This window comes from Nocardia sp. NBC_00881, from assembly GCF_045207455.1.
Taxonomy (GTDB): Bacteria; Actinomycetota; Actinomycetes; order Mycobacteriales; family Mycobacteriaceae; genus Nocardia.
Window position 1 is genome coordinate 6437218 of sequence record NZ_CP108798.1, and the last position, 15461, is coordinate 6452678.

At 67.3% G+C, this 15461-nt stretch carries 20 protein-coding genes; 10 read left to right on the forward strand and 10 right to left on the reverse strand.

The genetic code is table 11. From position 1 onward, the window contains the following. Window positions 1-45: 45 nt before the first annotated feature. Window positions 46-663: a TetR/AcrR family transcriptional regulator gene (locus tag OH799_RS27840; protein ID WP_357263192.1), complete on the reverse strand. Its 618-nt coding sequence runs from the start codon at window positions 661-663 to the stop codon at window positions 46-48. 121 nt (window positions 664-784) lie between these two features. On the opposite strand from OH799_RS27840, the gene OH799_RS27845 reads away from it, so the two are divergent. Next, window positions 785-1309, forward strand: coding sequence for a hypothetical protein (locus OH799_RS27845; protein WP_406269950.1), 525 nt, complete (start codon window positions 785-787; stop codon window positions 1307-1309). Window positions 1310-1487: 178 nt separating this feature from the next. On the opposite strand, the gene OH799_RS27850 is transcribed toward OH799_RS27845, so the two are convergent. Further along, window positions 1488-1727, reverse strand: a complete 240-nt coding sequence (locus OH799_RS27850) for a DUF2530 domain-containing protein (protein ID WP_406269953.1) — start codon at window positions 1725-1727, stop codon at window positions 1488-1490. Window positions 1728-1789: 62 nt separating this feature from the next. Here OH799_RS27850 and OH799_RS27855 point away from each other — a divergent pair, with 62 nt between their 5' ends. Continuing rightward, window positions 1790-2227, forward strand: coding sequence for a MarR family winged helix-turn-helix transcriptional regulator (locus OH799_RS27855; protein WP_406269956.1), 438 nt, complete (start codon window positions 1790-1792; stop codon window positions 2225-2227). A gap of 57 nt (window positions 2228-2284) precedes the next feature. Here the strand turns inward: OH799_RS27855 and OH799_RS27860 are convergent, their stop codons facing one another. From OH799_RS27860 to OH799_RS27870, 3 genes are all read right to left on the reverse strand, one after another. Next, complete coding sequence (locus OH799_RS27860) at window positions 2285-2530, reverse strand: hypothetical protein (RefSeq protein WP_406269959.1); 246 nt, start codon at window positions 2528-2530, stop codon at window positions 2285-2287. A gap of 130 nt (window positions 2531-2660) precedes the next feature. Beyond that, a complete protein-coding gene (locus tag OH799_RS27865; RefSeq protein ID WP_406269961.1) occupies window positions 2661-3062 on the reverse strand; it encodes a YccF domain-containing protein in 402 nt (133 codons plus the stop codon). Between the two features lie 60 nt (window positions 3063-3122). Continuing rightward, a complete protein-coding gene (locus OH799_RS27870) occupies window positions 3123-4325 on the reverse strand; it encodes a GNAT family N-acetyltransferase (protein ID WP_406269964.1) in 1203 nt (400 codons plus the stop codon). Window positions 4326-4439: 114 nt separating this feature from the next. Between OH799_RS27870 and OH799_RS27875 the strand changes: the two genes are divergently transcribed. Next, window positions 4440-5243, forward strand: a complete 804-nt coding sequence (locus OH799_RS27875) for a TrmH family RNA methyltransferase (protein ID WP_406282668.1) — start codon at window positions 4440-4442, stop codon at window positions 5241-5243. Continuing rightward, window positions 5240-5539, forward strand: a complete 300-nt coding sequence (locus tag OH799_RS27880) for a DUF2537 domain-containing protein (protein ID WP_406269967.1) — start codon at window positions 5240-5242, stop codon at window positions 5537-5539. Before OH799_RS27875 ends, OH799_RS27880 begins: the two co-directional genes overlap by 4 nt. Window positions 5540-5581: 42 nt before the next feature. On the opposite strand, the gene OH799_RS27885 is transcribed toward OH799_RS27880, so the two are convergent. The 3 genes from OH799_RS27885 to serC all read right to left on the reverse strand — a co-directional run bounded on the left by OH799_RS27885 (window position 5582) and on the right by serC (window position 9028). Next, a complete protein-coding gene (locus OH799_RS27885) occupies window positions 5582-6334 on the reverse strand; it encodes a DUF6928 family protein (protein WP_406269970.1) in 753 nt (250 codons plus the stop codon). A gap of 328 nt (window positions 6335-6662) precedes the next feature. Continuing rightward, entirely contained in the window at window positions 6663-7715 is a 1053-nt protein-coding gene (gene sepH, locus OH799_RS27890) for a septation protein SepH (protein ID WP_406269973.1), read from the reverse strand. A 188-nt stretch (window positions 7716-7903) separates the two neighbouring features. After that, window positions 7904-9028 carry a phosphoserine transaminase gene (serC, locus tag OH799_RS27895; protein WP_406269976.1) on the reverse strand — a complete coding sequence of 375 codons (1125 nt, stop codon included), beginning with the start codon at window positions 9026-9028 and terminating at the stop codon, window positions 7904-7906. Between the two features lie 64 nt (window positions 9029-9092). Between serC and OH799_RS27900 the strand changes: the two genes are divergently transcribed. After that, window positions 9093-9737: a hypothetical protein gene (locus tag OH799_RS27900; protein ID WP_406269979.1), complete on the forward strand. Its 645-nt coding sequence runs from the start codon at window positions 9093-9095 to the stop codon at window positions 9735-9737. A 128-nt stretch (window positions 9738-9865) separates the two neighbouring features. Here the strand turns inward: OH799_RS27900 and OH799_RS27905 are convergent, their stop codons facing one another. Together OH799_RS27905 and OH799_RS27910 are read right to left on the reverse strand one after the other, a co-directional pair. After that, window positions 9866-10075 (reverse strand): polysaccharide deacetylase family protein, encoded by a 210-nt coding sequence (locus OH799_RS27905; protein ID WP_406269982.1) that lies wholly within the window; start codon window positions 10073-10075, stop codon window positions 9866-9868. Between the two features lie 77 nt (window positions 10076-10152). Beyond that, window positions 10153-11301, reverse strand: coding sequence for a citrate synthase 2 (locus tag OH799_RS27910; protein ID WP_406269985.1), 1149 nt, complete (start codon window positions 11299-11301; stop codon window positions 10153-10155). A 122-nt stretch (window positions 11302-11423) separates the two neighbouring features. Between OH799_RS27910 and pdxH the strand changes: the two genes are divergently transcribed. From pdxH to OH799_RS27935, 5 genes are all read left to right on the forward strand, one after another. Continuing rightward, a complete protein-coding gene (gene pdxH, locus OH799_RS27915; RefSeq protein WP_406269989.1) occupies window positions 11424-12152 on the forward strand; it encodes a pyridoxamine 5'-phosphate oxidase in 729 nt (242 codons plus the stop codon). A 70-nt stretch (window positions 12153-12222) separates the two neighbouring features. Next, the gene (locus OH799_RS27920) at window positions 12223-13503 is read left to right on the forward strand and encodes an MFS transporter (RefSeq protein ID WP_406269992.1); all 1281 of its coding nucleotides are present in this window, start codon (window positions 12223-12225) and stop codon (window positions 13501-13503) included. Next, window positions 13500-13625, forward strand: a complete 126-nt coding sequence (locus OH799_RS27925; RefSeq protein WP_406269995.1) for a hypothetical protein — start codon at window positions 13500-13502, stop codon at window positions 13623-13625. The genes OH799_RS27920 and OH799_RS27925 overlap by 4 nt, the downstream gene beginning before the upstream one ends. Before the next feature lie 69 nt (window positions 13626-13694). Continuing rightward, the gene (locus OH799_RS27930) at window positions 13695-15008 is read left to right on the forward strand and encodes a citrate synthase (protein WP_406269998.1); all 1314 of its coding nucleotides are present in this window, start codon (window positions 13695-13697) and stop codon (window positions 15006-15008) included. A 39-nt stretch (window positions 15009-15047) separates the two neighbouring features. Then, window positions 15048-15407 (forward strand): FKBP-type peptidyl-prolyl cis-trans isomerase, encoded by a 360-nt coding sequence (locus tag OH799_RS27935; RefSeq protein ID WP_357263241.1) that lies wholly within the window; start codon window positions 15048-15050, stop codon window positions 15405-15407. Window positions 15408-15461: the final 54 nt, after the last annotated feature.

Below are 15461 nucleotides of genomic sequence, written 5' to 3' on the forward strand. Positions count from 1 at the left end.
TCGCTCGGCACGCGTGGGCCGCGGGCGGACTTTATCCGGCTGCGCCTATTCCGCCGCATACCCCGTGATCATTTCACTCAGCAGATCCAGCTGCACGCGCACGCTTTCGCTGTCATTGTCCACCAGCCAACGAAGCACGAGGCCGTCGATCACGTTGAGCGTGAAGCGGCTCAGCGTCTGCACCGGGACGGACCACTGATTCCCGGTCGCGTCGCGTGCGTGTTCCAGGATGTCGGCCACGGTGGAATCGTTGAAGTTGTACTGTTCGCGCGCGATCGCGATTTTTGCGGGGGTTTGTTCCCCTTCGCGTAGTGCGTAAGTGGTTGTTTCGTATGTGAGCAACTGCCGTTCCGGGGTGGCTTCGATGTTGAGCCACATGAGTTCCAGTCCGGAACGGATCAATTTTTGAAGAGCTTCTTTTCCACTTCCGACTTCTTGCCACACTGTTTCGTTTGCGTCGACCGAATCGCGTAATTCCATCGACAACGCTTTGACCAGTTCGGTCATCAGCGCGTCCTTGTTTTCGAAACAGTAATGCACCACACCGAGCGACACACCCGCAGCCTGAGCGACATCACGCGTGGTCACGCCCGCTACGCCCTTTTTTTCGGCAAGGCCGATCGCGGCCTCGATAAGGTGGGCCCGTCGTTCTTCGACGCTCAATCGGGAGGACACCCAAGCGAGTTAAGCGCGCGCGGCGCGTGCAGTCAATTCGCGGGTCGGAAATTCTCGACTGGACGAGTGACCAGTTGCGTGGCCGCTGCATCAGACCGAAGGGACCGGTATGCCGGCGTCGCGCAGAACAGTCTTGGCCCAGAGCGTGATCGGTTCGGCGGCGCTCGCCGCCGCGACCGTGCCCGGGACGACCAGTGCGCTCGGCGTCCGACCGGCGCCCCACCCGATTCCGGCGGCTACGAGCCATATCGACCAGGCCGACATCGCGGTGGACGGACGGTTTCACCCCGGACTGCCAACCGCGCCACACCGTGCCTGCCGCCGCGGGCGTTTCGCTGATCGCGGGCAGCATTGTGGACGGTCCCGGCTTGCCCGGCACCTCATTCCGGAAGGCGTGGGCGACCCGTTCCGCGGATCGCTCGGCGATGCCGGCCCGGGCGCACCGGCCTGGCCGGCCGACGCGCAGACGTCCGAGGCGATCGCGGTGCCGCTCGGCCTGCTGCCCCGGCGGGGCGCCGAATGTGCTGCCTATCCGACTCGTTCGTATCGGTGGATCTGTATTCGGCCGCTGCGGGCGGCGAATTCACCATCGCCTCGGGTCTGCGGATTCGCCGCGAGGTTGCCGCAGTGCTGAACATTCCGCCGGAGCAAGTGCGCGCGCAGGATTATGCGAGCGTTACCACCAATATGTCACCACCCCAGAGGAATACGACTCGCAGCACTACGCGGACAGCCTCGCCCTGGACGGCATATCGCACCTGTTCACCGGGACCACGGACGAATTCGAAGTGGCTCGAGCGCGACCCGGATGGCTACAGCCCCGTCTGCGCACCCTTGTCGCCGCGCCGCGCGCCGCGCCGCTGGATCAGGAAGATGCCGAGCGCGAGGACACCGACTACCAGTCCCATGAGGCAGACCGGCCGCGCCGGCTCCCATCGGTCACCCCCCGCCCACACCACCGCCGTGGCGATCAACCACAGCGCGCTGCCGACCGCGAGCACGGGGCGCGGATCGGTCAGGCGCGGCGGAATCTGCGGGACTTTCTGTGTCACGGGCCCAGCCTAGCGGCGGGAACCCACGTCCGGCCGATACTGGTCCCGTATCGTTTGCCACTGTGACAACGCCATCGGATGTTCGAGCCCTTGCCGGTGAACTCTCGCTGGCGGTCGTTCGACTGACGCGACATCTGCGCGGCCGCCGTGCCGACTCCCAGATATCGCTGACCCAGCTCTCGGCCCTCGCCACCCTCGCACGCGACGGCGCGATGACGCCGGGTGCGCTTGCCGCGAAGGAGCGTGTTCAGCCGCCGTCGATGACCCGCGTCATCGCCTCCTTGACCGATCTGGACCTGGTGGAGCGCAAGCCGCATCCGACAGATGGCCGTCAGATCATCGTCTCGTTGTCTTCCGCGGGCCGCGCGCTCATCGCCGATGAAACCAGCGCGCGCGAGGCGTGGATGACCGAGCAGCTCACCACGCTCACCGACGAGCAGCTCGTGGTGCTCACCCGCGCCGTGGCGATCATGAAGCAGATCGTCTCGGAATCCGAGTAGCGGCCACGGCGGCAAGAGGATTCGCGCTCCACGCTCGGGCGGGACGACCACACCGGCTCAGTGTCCCGTTCTGCCGAGCCGGATGATGGTGTCGGCGCCCCACCACAATAGGCGGCCCGTGATCGACAGATAGAGGACGAACGCCAGATAGACCAGCATGGCGCCGTAGTCGTCGGCCCAGTCCGGCAGGTGGTTCAGTTGGGTACCAGCGGCAACGAGCAGCAGCAGCCCGAGCGCGATTGCGATCGGTGCGAGGGGCGCGGTGCCTGGGTCGTCGGCAGGTCGAGCGGGGTGGTTGGTCATGGCGGCGCTCTCCTGGCGTGGTCGGCTCGGAGCCGAATCGGAGCGAGAGAGATGCCACCGATGTCGGTTACCCTTTAGCTACCTTTCGCGCGAAGGGTTCGTTCCGTTAACTCAAATGTGACTTATATCACTATGAAGCAGTGAATGGTCGATCGCTGTCTACGATCTCGCGCCCGAGTGGGAACAGAGAGAGCGGAATGAGCTTGAGATTGGCCCACCCGAACGGTATGCCGATAATCGAGACGAACAGCGGGATGCTGGTGAACAGATGGCCGAGTGCCAGCCACCATCCGGCCACGATGAACCAGATGATGTTGCCGATCAGTGAGCCCGTCCCCGCACCCGGCTTCTCCACCGTAGTCCGGCCGAACGGCCACAATACGTAGACCGCGATCCGGAAGGACGCGATTCCGAACGGGATCGTGATGATCAGAATGAAGCAGATGATCCCCGCCGCGATGTAGCCGAGCGCAAGCCAGAATCCGGCGAAGATCAACCAGAGGATGTTGAGAACCAGCTGAATCGGCTTCATGTCACCAGCATGCCAGCCCCGCGCCGATTCAGACATACCTTCCCTCCCCGCGACGGCGGTCTAGAAGAACCAGCCGAGCACCGCGTCTCGCTCCGCGCGGAAGGCGTCGTCCATCGCGTGCAGCCGTGCGGAATTCTTGACCCGCAACCGGTTCGCCGCCGCGAACACCCGTGCCGGCACCGCGCCGAGGTACATGCTCCCGAGAACGTCGATGCCGAGTTCGATATCGGCCGCGCGGGTGGTCGGTTCGCAGAGGGCTTGCCCGTCCCGCACGCGCAGCGCGAACCTGCCGCCCACGTCGCGGAACGGATCGCTCACGGCGAGGACCACATCGAGTTCGCCCGCGTACGAGCGCGCCGACAGCGCGACGGGAAGGTTCATGAGCCGCAACCACAATCCGTCATAGCGGGCCGTAGTGCGCACCAGCCGCGGATTGGTCAGCAGATAGGGCAGCGGGTCGTGGTCGGTGAGCACGGCCTCCACCCGCTGCACCAGATCCAGCCCGAGCAAGGTGCGCCACAATGCCGCGTGCGCCTCGCCGGTGACCGTCCGCATCTCGACGACCTCGGCCGCCGTCAACCGGTCGTGGCGGTGGAACCGGTACAGCGCGTAGCCGTCGGCGTGCAGGAGCGCGAAGAGATCGCTGCCGCCGTGGCGGAAGCGTTGCGGATCGTCGAACAAGATGTCCCAGTTCGCCGCGGGACGCACTTGGGCACCGGGTATCACCCTGCGCCACCGGTCGTAGATTGCCTCCGCCGCGGCGCGCGCCTCGCTCGGCTCGCAGAGTGTGACCCCACCTGGATTCGGTACGCAGGGCAGGAATTCGGCGAACCGGCGATCGATGCCGACCGCGTTCTCCCGCGTCGCCGGGCCGTAGCCGAACCGGCCGTAGATGCCGCCCTCGCTGGCGGTGAACATGGTCAGCGGCAGACCGGCTGCCTCGATGCGCCGGTGCTGCTCGGTGTACATGGCCCGGAGGATGCCGCGGCGCCGATGTGTGGGTGCCACTCCGACACCGGCGATACCGCACACCTCGACGGTCCGTTCGCCGGGTACGGTCACCGTCATCGTGGTGGACTGCACGTGCCCGACAAGCCGCCCGCGCTCGACCGCCACGATCGCCTGCTCCTGCGGGAACAGCCGCGGTACCCGCTCCAGCTCCGGTGGGTCGTAGCGGGTCCCGAAGGAAGTCTCCACCAGCGTCCGGATCGCGGCTGCGTCGTCCTCGGTCGCGGACCGGATGGTGATTTCCGGGAGGGTCATGTCTCGACCATTCCACGGTTGATCACGCGCATGCACCAGATTTTCCCCGTGTCTCGCGACGCCGGAGCGAACACCGGCGACGGCGCGGCCGGACCGCCCCGGCAGGATGTAGCAGTGGCCGAAGTGATCGATATCGATGATCCCGCCGACCCTCGGGTCGATGACTTCCGCGACCTCAAATCCGCCGACCGCAGACCCGACCTACCCGGGCGCAAGGGATTGGTGATCGCCGAGGGTGTCGTGGTGGTCCAGCGGATGTTGGATTCGCGGTTTGCGCCGGCCGCACTGCTCGGCGTGGAGCGCAGGCGCGCCGAACTCGCCGACGACTTGGCCGCCGTCGATGTGCCGTACTACCGCGCCTCAGCTGAGGTCATGGCCCAGGTCGTCGGGTTCCATCTCAATCGAGGAGTGCTTGCCGTGGCGCCTCGTCCCGCCGAGCTCGGCATGGACGAGGTGACCGAGAAAGCGCGGACCGTCGTCGTGCTCGAGGGCGTGAACGACCACGAGAATCTCGGCGCGATGTTCCGCAACGCGGCTGGACTCGGGGCCGAGGCCGTCCTGTTCGGTGACCGGTGTGCCGATCCGCTGTACCGCCGTGCCGTCCGGGTGTCGATGGGGCATGTGCTCCGAGTTCCCTTCGCGTCCGTGCCGGATTGGCCGCGCGGCCTGGATATACTGCGGCGCAAGGGATTCCAGATCATCGCGCTGACACCGAATCCTGCGGCGGTGAACTTGGCGACAGCGATGAACGGGGATCGGGTGGCGTTGTTGCTCGGGGCCGAGGGACCGGGACTGACCGAGGAGGCTATGCGAGCCACCGATATCCGTGCGCGCATCCCGATGTCACCCGGCACCGATTCGCTCAACGTCGCGACCGCGGCGGCGATGGCCTTCTACGAGCGGGTGAGGATCTCGTGACCAGTCTGAACCGGCCGTACCCGTCCTACCATGACCCGACACCGTGGGGAGCGGGGCTGACCGTCGCGATCATGGTGGCGTTGCTGTCCGCGGTCGCCGTGTTCTCCTTCGGCGCCGCGCTGGCCGAGGTGCACCCGCTCCTCGCGGTCGTGGTGAATCTGGTCGCGGTCGGTGGCGTGGCGCCGACGGCGTGGCGGTGGCGTCGCGCCCCGGTGACCCGATGGGTGCTCGGCGGCGGCGCCGCAGGAGTGCTGCTCGGATGGGTCACGCTGCTACTGAGCGCGCTAGCGGCTTGATGGAAGGCGAGGTGGCCGCCCAGGAGACAGTGCGCCCGCGGTCTAGGAGACGCGGTCGTGCCCGCGCAGCCAGCCGAACAGGCCGCGCCTGTGTGGTGTTGCCTCCCGTTTGTCGGACCGCGGAATCCGCGCACCCCGGTTGGGTGCCTGGCCCTTCGGGTACAGCGTGAATCCGCACACCGCGACGTCGTCCGGCATCAGCGCGCTGTCCGCGGCTGGTGCGCGGTAGTGGAAGCCGAGCCATTCGTTGTTGGCGGCGTCGGCGAAATCGGGGGGGTCGAACGGCAGCGCCTGTGGGTCGGGTAGTTCGCCGGCGTGCCAGCGCACCGGATGCTCGCCCGCCCAGTACGGCCGCTCCCATACCAGCGGAAGGCCCTCGTCCTCCAGGATGTTCACCCGGGTCGAGCTGAACGCCCGGCGGAACTCCCCGCGCTCCCAATGCGCGAACGCACCCCAGCCGTGTGCCGCGTCGAAGGACACCAGATAAGTGTGCTCGGAGGCCAACGGGCGCACCAGTAACTCCGGGATCTCGGTCGGGCGGACGCGCGCGGCCTGGGTCGAGCACACCACGGTCACGCCGGGGTAGCAGCCGATGTACACCTCGTCGACCTCCGGGCCCGCGCAGCCGGCCAGTGTGCCGACCATGATCGGCAGCACGTCGTGGTCGCTGTGCAACTGCTTCGCGAGTGCGAGCGCGGCTGCGGGGTCCGGATCGTGGTTCGCCCGGAGAACCGCCAACGGATCGGGTGTGTCGATGTACCAGAGAGACGAAGCTTTCGATAGCAATTCCGGCACCTCCCGATGGTTGCACGAATCAGCTAGCAAACTTCAAGCAACGCACGGTGGTGTCCAACGGCTCACCGCTTGTGTGAACTGCTCGACGCCGACGTACGACGCCGACCACACCTAAAATCTACCTGCCCAGTGCCTGCCTCCGCGGACCTTCCGCTCGCGAACACGTCAGCGAGCACCGGAACTACTGTCCGATCACAGATTCAGCAACTTCGACGGCATTGCAGGCAGACGCCAACGACGGCTTGGCGCCGAATTCGACGCCAGGGCGCGGCAGTGCTCAGCTGTCTCATCAGGTTGCACGCCCGAAACAACAGCGCGGCAGTTGAACTCAGTTACCCGAGCTGCGAACCCCGAGCAGCACGTCCTCCCAGGACGGCATGGGGGCCTTGCCGCGCTTGCTGCGGCTCGGCTTCGGAGGGGCCTTGGCGGCAGGCTTCGCGGGCTCCTCCACGGCGGGAGCCGTCGACGCGGCGGGAACGGGCGGGGCCGTGTCCCCGGTGGCGCCGGAGGTCGCCGCGGCCGCAGCGCCGTTGGTGGATGCCGCATTACCGGCGGTGGGGGTCCCGGTGCTCGACGCGGCCGGTGGTGCGCTGGTGCCCGCCGTGACCGCGGCGCTGCTGCCACCCGCGGCGACCGCGCGCTGTTCGAAGTACTCGTCCAAGCTGGACTGGCCCTGCTGCCGGCTTGCGCGCGCGGGCGGCGTTGCCGGGGCGGGCCGGGGCGGGGTGACCGGCTCAGGCTGTGGCGCAGGCGGCTCCGGCTCGGCCGGCAGGATCGTTGCCAGTCCGCGGAGGGCGCGACCGAAATCCGGATCGATCAGGTCGGAGGCCGGGTCATCGAGCGGGGAGACCGAACCGCCGTGCGCGTCCGGCTGGTAACGCCAGTGCGCGGCGATCTCGGAACGCCCGTTCTGCCACTGCAACTGGGCGACCCAATAGCCCTTCTCGTCCTTCCAGGCGTCCCACGCGGCGCCCTCGATGTTGTGACCGCGCTCGGTGAACGCGGCGGTGACCACATCGATGAGCGTTTCCACGGCGGGGCCGTCGGGGCGGACCGGATGCGCCTTCTGTGCGAGTTCGGCGGCACGGGCCCGTTCGAGGAGGACCGGATAGGCGAACCGGTCGACGCGGCTGGCCGGCATTCCGGATTCTTCGGTGACTTGTTCTACAGAGGCGCCGGCGCGGATACGGGCCTGGATATCGCGGGGACGCATAGTTGCTTCCATTTCGATCTCAATCTGGCCGAATCGGGCAAGGTCTCCGCGCGCAGCGGCTCGTAGTTTGTCATCGGCGGGAAGCCGGAACTTCTGACCGGACTCGGTGTCGATACACACGATGTGCGTGGCGTCGGGCGTCACCCCGATCACTCGAAGTTCACGCACCGTTACCTCCTTATCGCGTCGACTCGCGACACCGCCCACTTTCCGAAACAGTAGTGCAGATCTGAGATTCATGGGGCAGGACACGCGGCACGGAAATCTCCGAAGAGACTCCCGCACCCCGCTAATCTGCTCTGTTCGACGTGCCGCGCCTTACTTCGCGGCGTGTCGAATCCGGGCGTGTCGCGCCGTCAGCCGAGATTCTGGACGACCCAGTCGATGGAACGGGTCAGCTGGCTGACGTCGTCGGGATCGATTGCCGGGAACATGCCGACGCGCAGCTGGTTGCGCCCCAGCTTACGGTAGGGCTCGGTGTCCACGATGCCGTTGGCGCGCAGCACCTTCGCCACGGCGGCCGCGTCGACCGAGTCGGCGAAGTCGATGGTGCCTACCACCTGCGAACGGTGCGCCGGGTCGGTGACGTACGGCGTGGCGTACTCGCTCGACTCGGCCCAGGAGTACAACCGCGACGAGGAGTCCAGCGTCCGCTTGACCGCCCAGTCCAGACCGCCGTTGGCGTTGAGCCACTCGATCTGGTCGGCGAACAGCAGCAGGGTGCCCAGCGCCGGGGTGTTGTAGGTCTGATCCTTGGTGCTGTTGTCGATCGCGATCGGCAGCGAGAGGAACTCCGGAGTCCAGCGGCCCGACGCCTTGATCTCCTGCACCCTGGTCAGCGCGGCCGGGCTCATCAGCGCGACCCACAGGCCGCCGTCGGAGGCGAAGCACTTCTGCGGTGCGAAGTAGTAGACGTCGGCGTCGGTGATGGTCACTGGGAGGCCACCCGCGCCGGAGGTGGCGTCGATGGCGATCAGCGCGTTCTCCGAACCCGCGGGCCGCTGCACCGGGATCGAGACACCGGTGGAGGTCTCGTTGTGCGCCCAGCCGATCAGGTCCACCGACGGGTCCGACACCGGCTCCGGCGCACTGCCCGGATCGGCCGAGACTACGATCGGGTCGCCGATGAACGGGTTGCCCTTGGCCACCGCGGCGAACTTCGAGCTGAACTCGCCATTGGTCAGGTGCAACGAGCGCTCCCGGATCAGGCCGAACGCCGCGGCATCCCAGAACGCGGTGGTGCCGCCGTTGCCGAGCACCACCTCATATCCGTCGGGCAGGCCGAACAGTTCGCGCAGACCCGAGCGCACCCGCGCCACCACGTCCTTCACCGGCTTCTGCCGATGCGAGGTTCCGAACACCGAGGCGCCGACCTTCACCAGGGACTGCAACTGCTCCGGACGCACTTTGGAGGGGCCACAACCGAACCGTCCGTCGGCGGGCTTGATGTCGTCGGGAATGGTCGGGAACGCAGTGGTCATGCGGTACAGGGTAGACGGTGGTATTGCTGTGTCGCTGACCACACTCCAGCTAACCTAAGTGTCCATGAGCATGGTGTCGGCTAACTCGGGGTGGCGACTGCGCGGGCGGGCGGCGTGGAGTTTCGGACTACGCTTCGCGACGGTCTCGGACGCGGTGAGGCGGGAGTTGCTGATTCGCGGTAGGACTGGTTCGGCGACGATCCTCGGCGTGCGGCCGCGGCGCACCGAACCAGGGCACGTGTTCTGGGTTCGGGTGCAGTTGGACGGGGAATTTCCCTACGAGACCAGGGTGCGGCAGCACGCGACGGAGGCGGACCTGGAATGGATGCAGCCGGGCGACGTGGTGTGCTGCCGGGTGGACCCCAACGACCGCGCCCGCTTGCTGCTGTATGTGCCCGCCATCGAGGTGTCGGGGCGGGCCAGCATCGCGAAGATCCTCGCCGACGGCCGCCGCGCCGATGCCACGGTGCTTGCCGCCGCGCCGGTCGCCGCCGACTACACCGGCCGTGACGACCCGGTGCTGCGCCTCGACCTGGAACTGCGTGCCTGGGACGAGCCGAAGCCGTGGCGGGTCCGGCTCGTGCAGCCGGTGCCGCTCGGCTCCCTCGGTCTCGTCGACCTCGGTCAGCACCTGGAGGTCGCCTTCTTCACAGTGGACCGAGGCGAATCCGTCGCCGTCGACTGGGTCGCCTCACTCGGCGACGAATGATCTGGAGTACTCGGGCCACTGTCTACAAGTGGACGAACCAGCGTGGTCAGCCGCTCATGATTGGCCCACTTGGTCGGCCGCCTCCCGTACCGAGCCGGTGTCCGCGATGCCGTAGGCGGCGCGACCGGTCACCCAGAGCGGTTGTGCGCGACGCCGTTATCGGACAGCTCGAACACTGAATTCAACGCCAGCTGCGATGCCCGCGCCAGGTTCGCGTCGATCCACCGCTTGTTGAAGAACAGCGTCGCCGGGATCCGCTGAGCGATAAGAAAACCCACCAGCGATTCGTCGATGTGGTTGTTGCCCGGCCTGCGGCACGCGTCGAAGGTCAGTGCCATCTGCCTGCCAGTGGCCCGAGCCGAACGTGGGCGGCGGACAACGTCTCCGACGCGCGATCATGCTGTACGGAAATTGCCTACGTGTGCGAGACCGAGGCCCACCCCGAGACCTCCTCGGGCTTGCGTGGACCCGGCCCGGTGTAGATGGCGGCGGGGCGGACCAGCTTGCCCAGCTGCTTCTGCTCCAGGATGTGCGCGCACCAGCCAGCGGTGCGGCCACAGGTGAACATGGCGGGCATCATGTGCGCGGGCACCTCGGCGAAGTCCAGGATCACGGCGGCCCAGAACTCGACGTTGGTCTCGATGGCGCGGTCCGGACGCCGCTCGCGCAGCTCGGCGAGCGCGGCCTGCTCCAGTGCGGCTGCGACCTCGTAACGCGGAGCGGCGAGGCGCTTCGCGGTGGCCCGGAGCACACCGGCGCGCGGGTCCTGGGCGCGGTAGACCCGGTGGCCGAAGCCCATCAGCTTCTCCTTGCGGTCCAGGATGCCCTTGACCAGAGCGCGTGCGTCGCCGCTCTTCTCGACCTCTTCGATCATCGGCAGGACGCGCGCGGGCGCGCCGCCGTGCAGCGGGCCGGACATGGCGCCGATCGCGCCGGACAGCGCGGCGGCCACGTCGGCGCCGGTGGAAGCGATCACGCGGGCGGTGAAAGTGGAGGCGTTCATCCCGTGCTCGGCGGCGGACACCCAGTAGGCGTCGATGGCCTCGGTGTGGCGCGGGTCCGGGTCACCCTGCCAGCGGGTCATGAAGCGCTCGGTGACCGTGGTGCACTCATCGATCGTCTTCTGTGGGACCGCGGGCTGGTAGATACCGCGTGCGGACTGCGCCACGTACGACAGCGCCATCACCGAGGCGCGCGCCAGGTCCTCCCGCGCGGTCTCGTCGTCGATGTCCAGCAGCGGCTGGTAGCCCCAGATCGGGGCGAGCATGGCCAGGCCGGCTTGCACGTCCACGCGCACGTCGCCGGTGTGTACCGGCAGTGGGAAAGGCTCGGCGGGCGGCAGGCCCCGGCCGAACGATCCGTCGACCAGCAACGCCCACACGTCTCCGAAGGTCACCCGGCCTTCGACCAGGTCCTCGATATCCACGCCGCGGTAGCGCAGCGCACCACCGTCCTTGTCCGGCTCGGCGATGTCGGTAGTGAACGCCACCACGCCCTCCAGGCCGCTGACGAAATCGCTGGGTACGGTGGCCTGTCCACCGGAAACCGCGGGGCTGGTGGTCATGGTGCGACTCTCCTTGCACTTCGGGTCATATGTTCTCGCCGATGGGAAGTTGTCGGACTTGACGAGTACATGCCGATAACCAAAACCTTAGCTCGCTGCTACCCCGGAGTAACGTCTGGCCCATGCGTGACCTGGACAATTCACCCCGCGGCCAGGAAACGGCCGACTTCCTGCCGGGCGCCGATCTCGCCGCCATGCGCACCGAGTACGGCGGTGTGCCCTACGGCAGCGGCGAGGACGTCGACCTGGACGAGAACTGGCTGGCCGGGGGCTGGGAGCCGCTTCTGCGCCATTGGATCGAACAGGCCACCGCGGTCGGTATCGCCGAGCCCAATGCCATGGTGCTCGCCACGGTGTCGATGGTCGGCGGTACACCACGACCGGTAGCGCGGACGGTGCTGTGCAAAGGGCTTTCGCCCGAAGGCGTGACTTTCTACACCAACTACGACTCGGCCAAGGGCACCCAGTTGGCCGCCGTCCCGTTCGCCGCGGTCACCTTCGTGTGGCCCGCGCTGGGCAGGCAGGTGCACCTGCGCGGGGCAGCCGAGCGGGTGCCGGCGGAGACGACGGCGGTCTACTGGCAATCTCGGCCGAGGGACTCGCAGCTGGGCGCGTGGGCCTCGCAGCAGTCCAAGCCGATCGGTTCCCGGGCCGAGCTGGACCGGACGCTCGCCGAGGCGACCGCGCGGTTCGCCGACATCGACGAGATCCCGGTGCCACCGCACTGGGGCGGTTTCTTGCTACGACCCGACGAGGTCGAGTTCTGGCAGGGGCGGCGCGGCCGACTGCACAACCGGATCCAGGTGCGCATCACGGACGAGACCATGACAATCGAGCGATTGCAGCCCTGACGCATCCCCGCTCGGCGCGTGAACATTGTCGCGTCGAGCCGGGCTGGGCCGACTCGCTACGCTGCGGCCGGTGAAACTGCTCGCAGACACCACCCCGCTGCGCCATTCGGATTTTCGACGCCTGTGGGCCTCGGGCGTCGTCACCACGATCGGCGCGCAGCTGTCCGTCGTCGCGGTGCCCCAGCAGATCTTCCAGATCACCGGTAGTTCCGGCTATGTCGGCCTGGCCGGATTGTTCGGCCTCGCACCGCTGATCGTGTTCGGCCTTTGGGGCGGCGCGCTCGCCGACGTGCTGGACCGGCGCACGCTGATGCTGATCACCAACGCCGGCACCGGTCTCACCGCCCTGGCGTTCTGGATCCAGGCGGCCACCGGGGTGGACAACGTGTGGGTGGTGCTCGGCCTGTTCGCGGTGCAGCAGGCTTTCTTCGCGGTGAACCAGCCGACGCGCAGCGCGACCATCCCGCGCCTGCTGCCGGAAGACCAACTGGCCGCAGCGAATTCGCTGAGCATGACGGTCATGCAGTTCGGCGCGATCGCGGGACCGGTGCTGGCGGGCGCGCTGATCCCGCTGGTCGGGCTGGCTACGCTCTACCTGATCGACGCCGTCGCGCTGCTCGCCACACTCTGGGCGGTCTGGCGGCTGCCCGCGCTGCCGCCCACCGGGTCGGTGCGCAAGGCCGGATTCCGGGCGGTGCTGGCCGGTTTCGGCTATTTGGCGACCCAGCGAGTGCTCCTCGCGTCGTTCGCGGTGGACGTGATCGCCATGGTCTTCGGCATGCCTCGGGCGCTGTTTCCGCAGATCGCGCACGAGACCTTCGGTGACCCGGCCACCGGTGGCGTCGCCCTCGGGTTGCTGTTCGCCTCTATGTCGGTGGGCGCGGTGCTCGGCGGTGTGTTCTCCGGCTGGATTCCGCGCATCCGTCGCCAGGGCCTTGCCGTGATCGTCTGCATCGTGCTGTGGGGCCTGGCCATGGTCGGGTTCGGCATGGCCGTCGGATACGCCGGACATGGGCTCGGCCTCCGCGTCGGGTTGTGGATCGCGCTGGCGTGCTCGGCCTTCGGCGGCGCGGTGGACATGGTTTCGGCCGCGCTTCGGGTCACCATGTTGCAGACAGTCGCCACCGATGATCTGCGCGGGCGGCTGCAGGGAGTGTTCATCGTTGTCGTGGCGGGCGGGCCGCGCATCGGTGACGTTGCCCACGGTTTCGCGGCAGCAAGCCTGGGTACTGCTGTAGCCGCGGCCGGAGGAGGTGGGCTCGTGGTGGTCGGCGTGCTCGTCGCGGCTGTCGCCTTCCCCGCGTTCACGCGTTACCGTGTCGGCCGCGTCCATGCCGAAATACCAGCATGACCAGCACCGCGACGCTGGACGACGACGACCGGTCGCACCTGCGAAACCTCACCGCTCCAGGACGTGTTCGTGAGGCGCCGCAGGACTACCCTCCGTATTTGTCCGTGTCGGTGAACAGCTAGCGTTGGGGCAAGCGCATCGTGTGCCGACCGCGCCGGTGCCTGTGGTTCTAGCCTGAGAGGGATCCTTCCGTGCCCGCTGAGAACATCATCAACGTCGACGACGACGCCAAGCCGGTCCTTTCCTATTCCGGCGGGGAATTCCCGATGACGGTCACCAAGGCCGCCGAGGGCAACGACGGAATCGAGCTGGGAAAGCTGCTGGCCAGCACCGGGTACGTGACGTACGACCCGGGGTTCATGAACACGGCGCCCACGAAGTCGGCCATCACCTACATCGACGGCGAGGCGGGGATCCTGCGTTACCGCGGCTACCCCATCGACCAGCTTGCGGAGTCCTCGACCTTCATCGAGGTCAGCTACCTGCTGATCTACGGCGAGCTGCCCACGCAGGCCCAGCTCGAGGACTTCACCGACCGGATCCGCCGGCACACGCTGCTGCACGAGGACCTCAAGCGCTTCTTCGACGGCTTTCCGCGCAACGCGCACCCTATGCCGGTGCTGTCGTCCGCGGTGAACGCGCTGTCGGCCTACTACCAGGACTCGCTGGACCCGCGCGACCCCGAGCAGGTCGAGCTATCCACCATCCGACTACTAGCCAAGCTACCCACCATCGCCGCCTACTCGTACAAGAAGTCGGTCGGCCAGCCGTTCCTCTACCCGGACAACTCGCTGAGCCTGGTGGAAAACTTCCTGCGGATGACCTTCGGCTTCCCCGCCGAGCCTTACGAGGTCGACCCCGAGATCGCCGCAGCCCTGGACATGCTGCTCATCCTGCACGCCGACCACGAGCAGAACTGCTCCACCTCGACCGTGCGCCTGGTCGGCTCGTCCGACGCCAACTTGTTCACCTCGGTTTCCGGCGGCATCAACGCGCTGTGGGGCCCGCTGCACGGCGGCGCGAACCAGGCCGTGCTGGAGATGCTCGACGGCATCAAGGCCAACGGCAGCGACGTCAAGGAGTTCATCCGCAAGGTCAAGAATAAGGAAGACGGCGTGAAGCTCATGGGCTTCGGGCACCGCGTCTACCGCAACTACGACCCGCGCGCCTCGATCGCCAAAAAGCACGCCGACGCCATCCTGAGCAAGCTGGGCGGCGCCGACGAGCTGTTCGATATCGCCCAGGCCCTGGAAGAGGCCGCGCTGACCGACGACTACTTCATCGAGCGGCGTCTGTACCCGAACGTCGACTTCTATACCGGCGTCATCTACAAGGCGATGGGCTTCCCGACCCGTATGTTCACCGTGCTTTTCGCGATGGGTCGGCTCCCTGGCTGGATCGCGCACTGGCGCGAAATGCATAGCGAACCTCTGAAGATCGGCCGTCCGCGGCAGATCTACACCGGCTACGGCGCCCGCGACTACGGCGAGATCGCCAGCCGTTGACGAATTCCCACCCACCCACCTATCGAAGGGGATAGCTGAATGACCAAACCGGAGATCGAGTTCCAGGAGGGGCCCGCGCCCACCGAGCTGGTGATCAAGGACATCATCGAAGGCGAGGGCAAGGAAGCCGTGCCCGGCGGCACCGTCGAGGTGCACTACGTCGGCGTCGAATTCGAATCCGGCGAGGAGTTCGACTCCTCGTGGAACAGAGGCGAGTCCATCACCTTCCCGCTGCGCGGCCTGATCCAGGGCTGGCAGGACGGCATCCCTGGCATGAAGGTCGGCGGCCGTCGTCAGCTGACCATCCCGCCGGAGCTTGCCTATGGCCCGGCCGGTGCAGGCCACCGCCTGTCCGGCAAGACGCTGGTCTTCGTGATCGACCTGCTGAACGCTCAGTAATTTTTGGCAGCGCCTGCGGCGCTGCGTGTTCGCGGCCCCTTAATGGCTCGTATC

Coding starts and splice junctions, on each gene's coding strand:
- OH799_RS27845 (WP_406269950.1), top strand. CDS start 785: ATGCCGGCGTCGCGCAGAACAGTCTTGGCCCAGAGCGTGATCGGTTCG.
- OH799_RS27860 (WP_406269959.1), bottom strand. CDS start 2,530: ATGACCAACCACCCCGCTCGACCTGCCGACGACCCAGGCACCGCGCCC.
- OH799_RS27865 (WP_406269961.1), bottom strand. CDS start 3,062: ATGAAGCCGATTCAGCTGGTTCTCAACATCCTCTGGTTGATCTTCGCC.
- OH799_RS27870 (WP_406269964.1), bottom strand. CDS start 4,325: ATGACCCTCCCGGAAATCACCATCCGGTCCGCGACCGAGGACGACGCA.
- serC (WP_406269976.1), bottom strand. CDS start 9,028: ATGACCACTGCGTTCCCGACCATTCCCGACGACATCAAGCCCGCCGAC.
- OH799_RS27900 (WP_406269979.1), top strand. CDS start 9,093: ATGAGCATGGTGTCGGCTAACTCGGGGTGGCGACTGCGCGGGCGGGCG.
- OH799_RS27905 (WP_406269982.1), bottom strand. CDS start 10,075: ATGGCACTGACCTTCGACGCGTGCCGCAGGCCGGGCAACAACCACATC.
- OH799_RS27910 (WP_406269985.1), bottom strand. CDS start 11,301: ATGACCACCAGCCCCGCGGTTTCCGGTGGACAGGCCACCGTACCCAGC.
- pdxH (WP_406269989.1), top strand. CDS start 11,424: ATGCGTGACCTGGACAATTCACCCCGCGGCCAGGAAACGGCCGACTTC.
- OH799_RS27925 (WP_406269995.1), top strand. CDS start 13,500: ATGACCAGCACCGCGACGCTGGACGACGACGACCGGTCGCACCTGCGA.
- OH799_RS27935 (WP_357263241.1), top strand. CDS start 15,048: ATGACCAAACCGGAGATCGAGTTCCAGGAGGGGCCCGCGCCCACCGAG.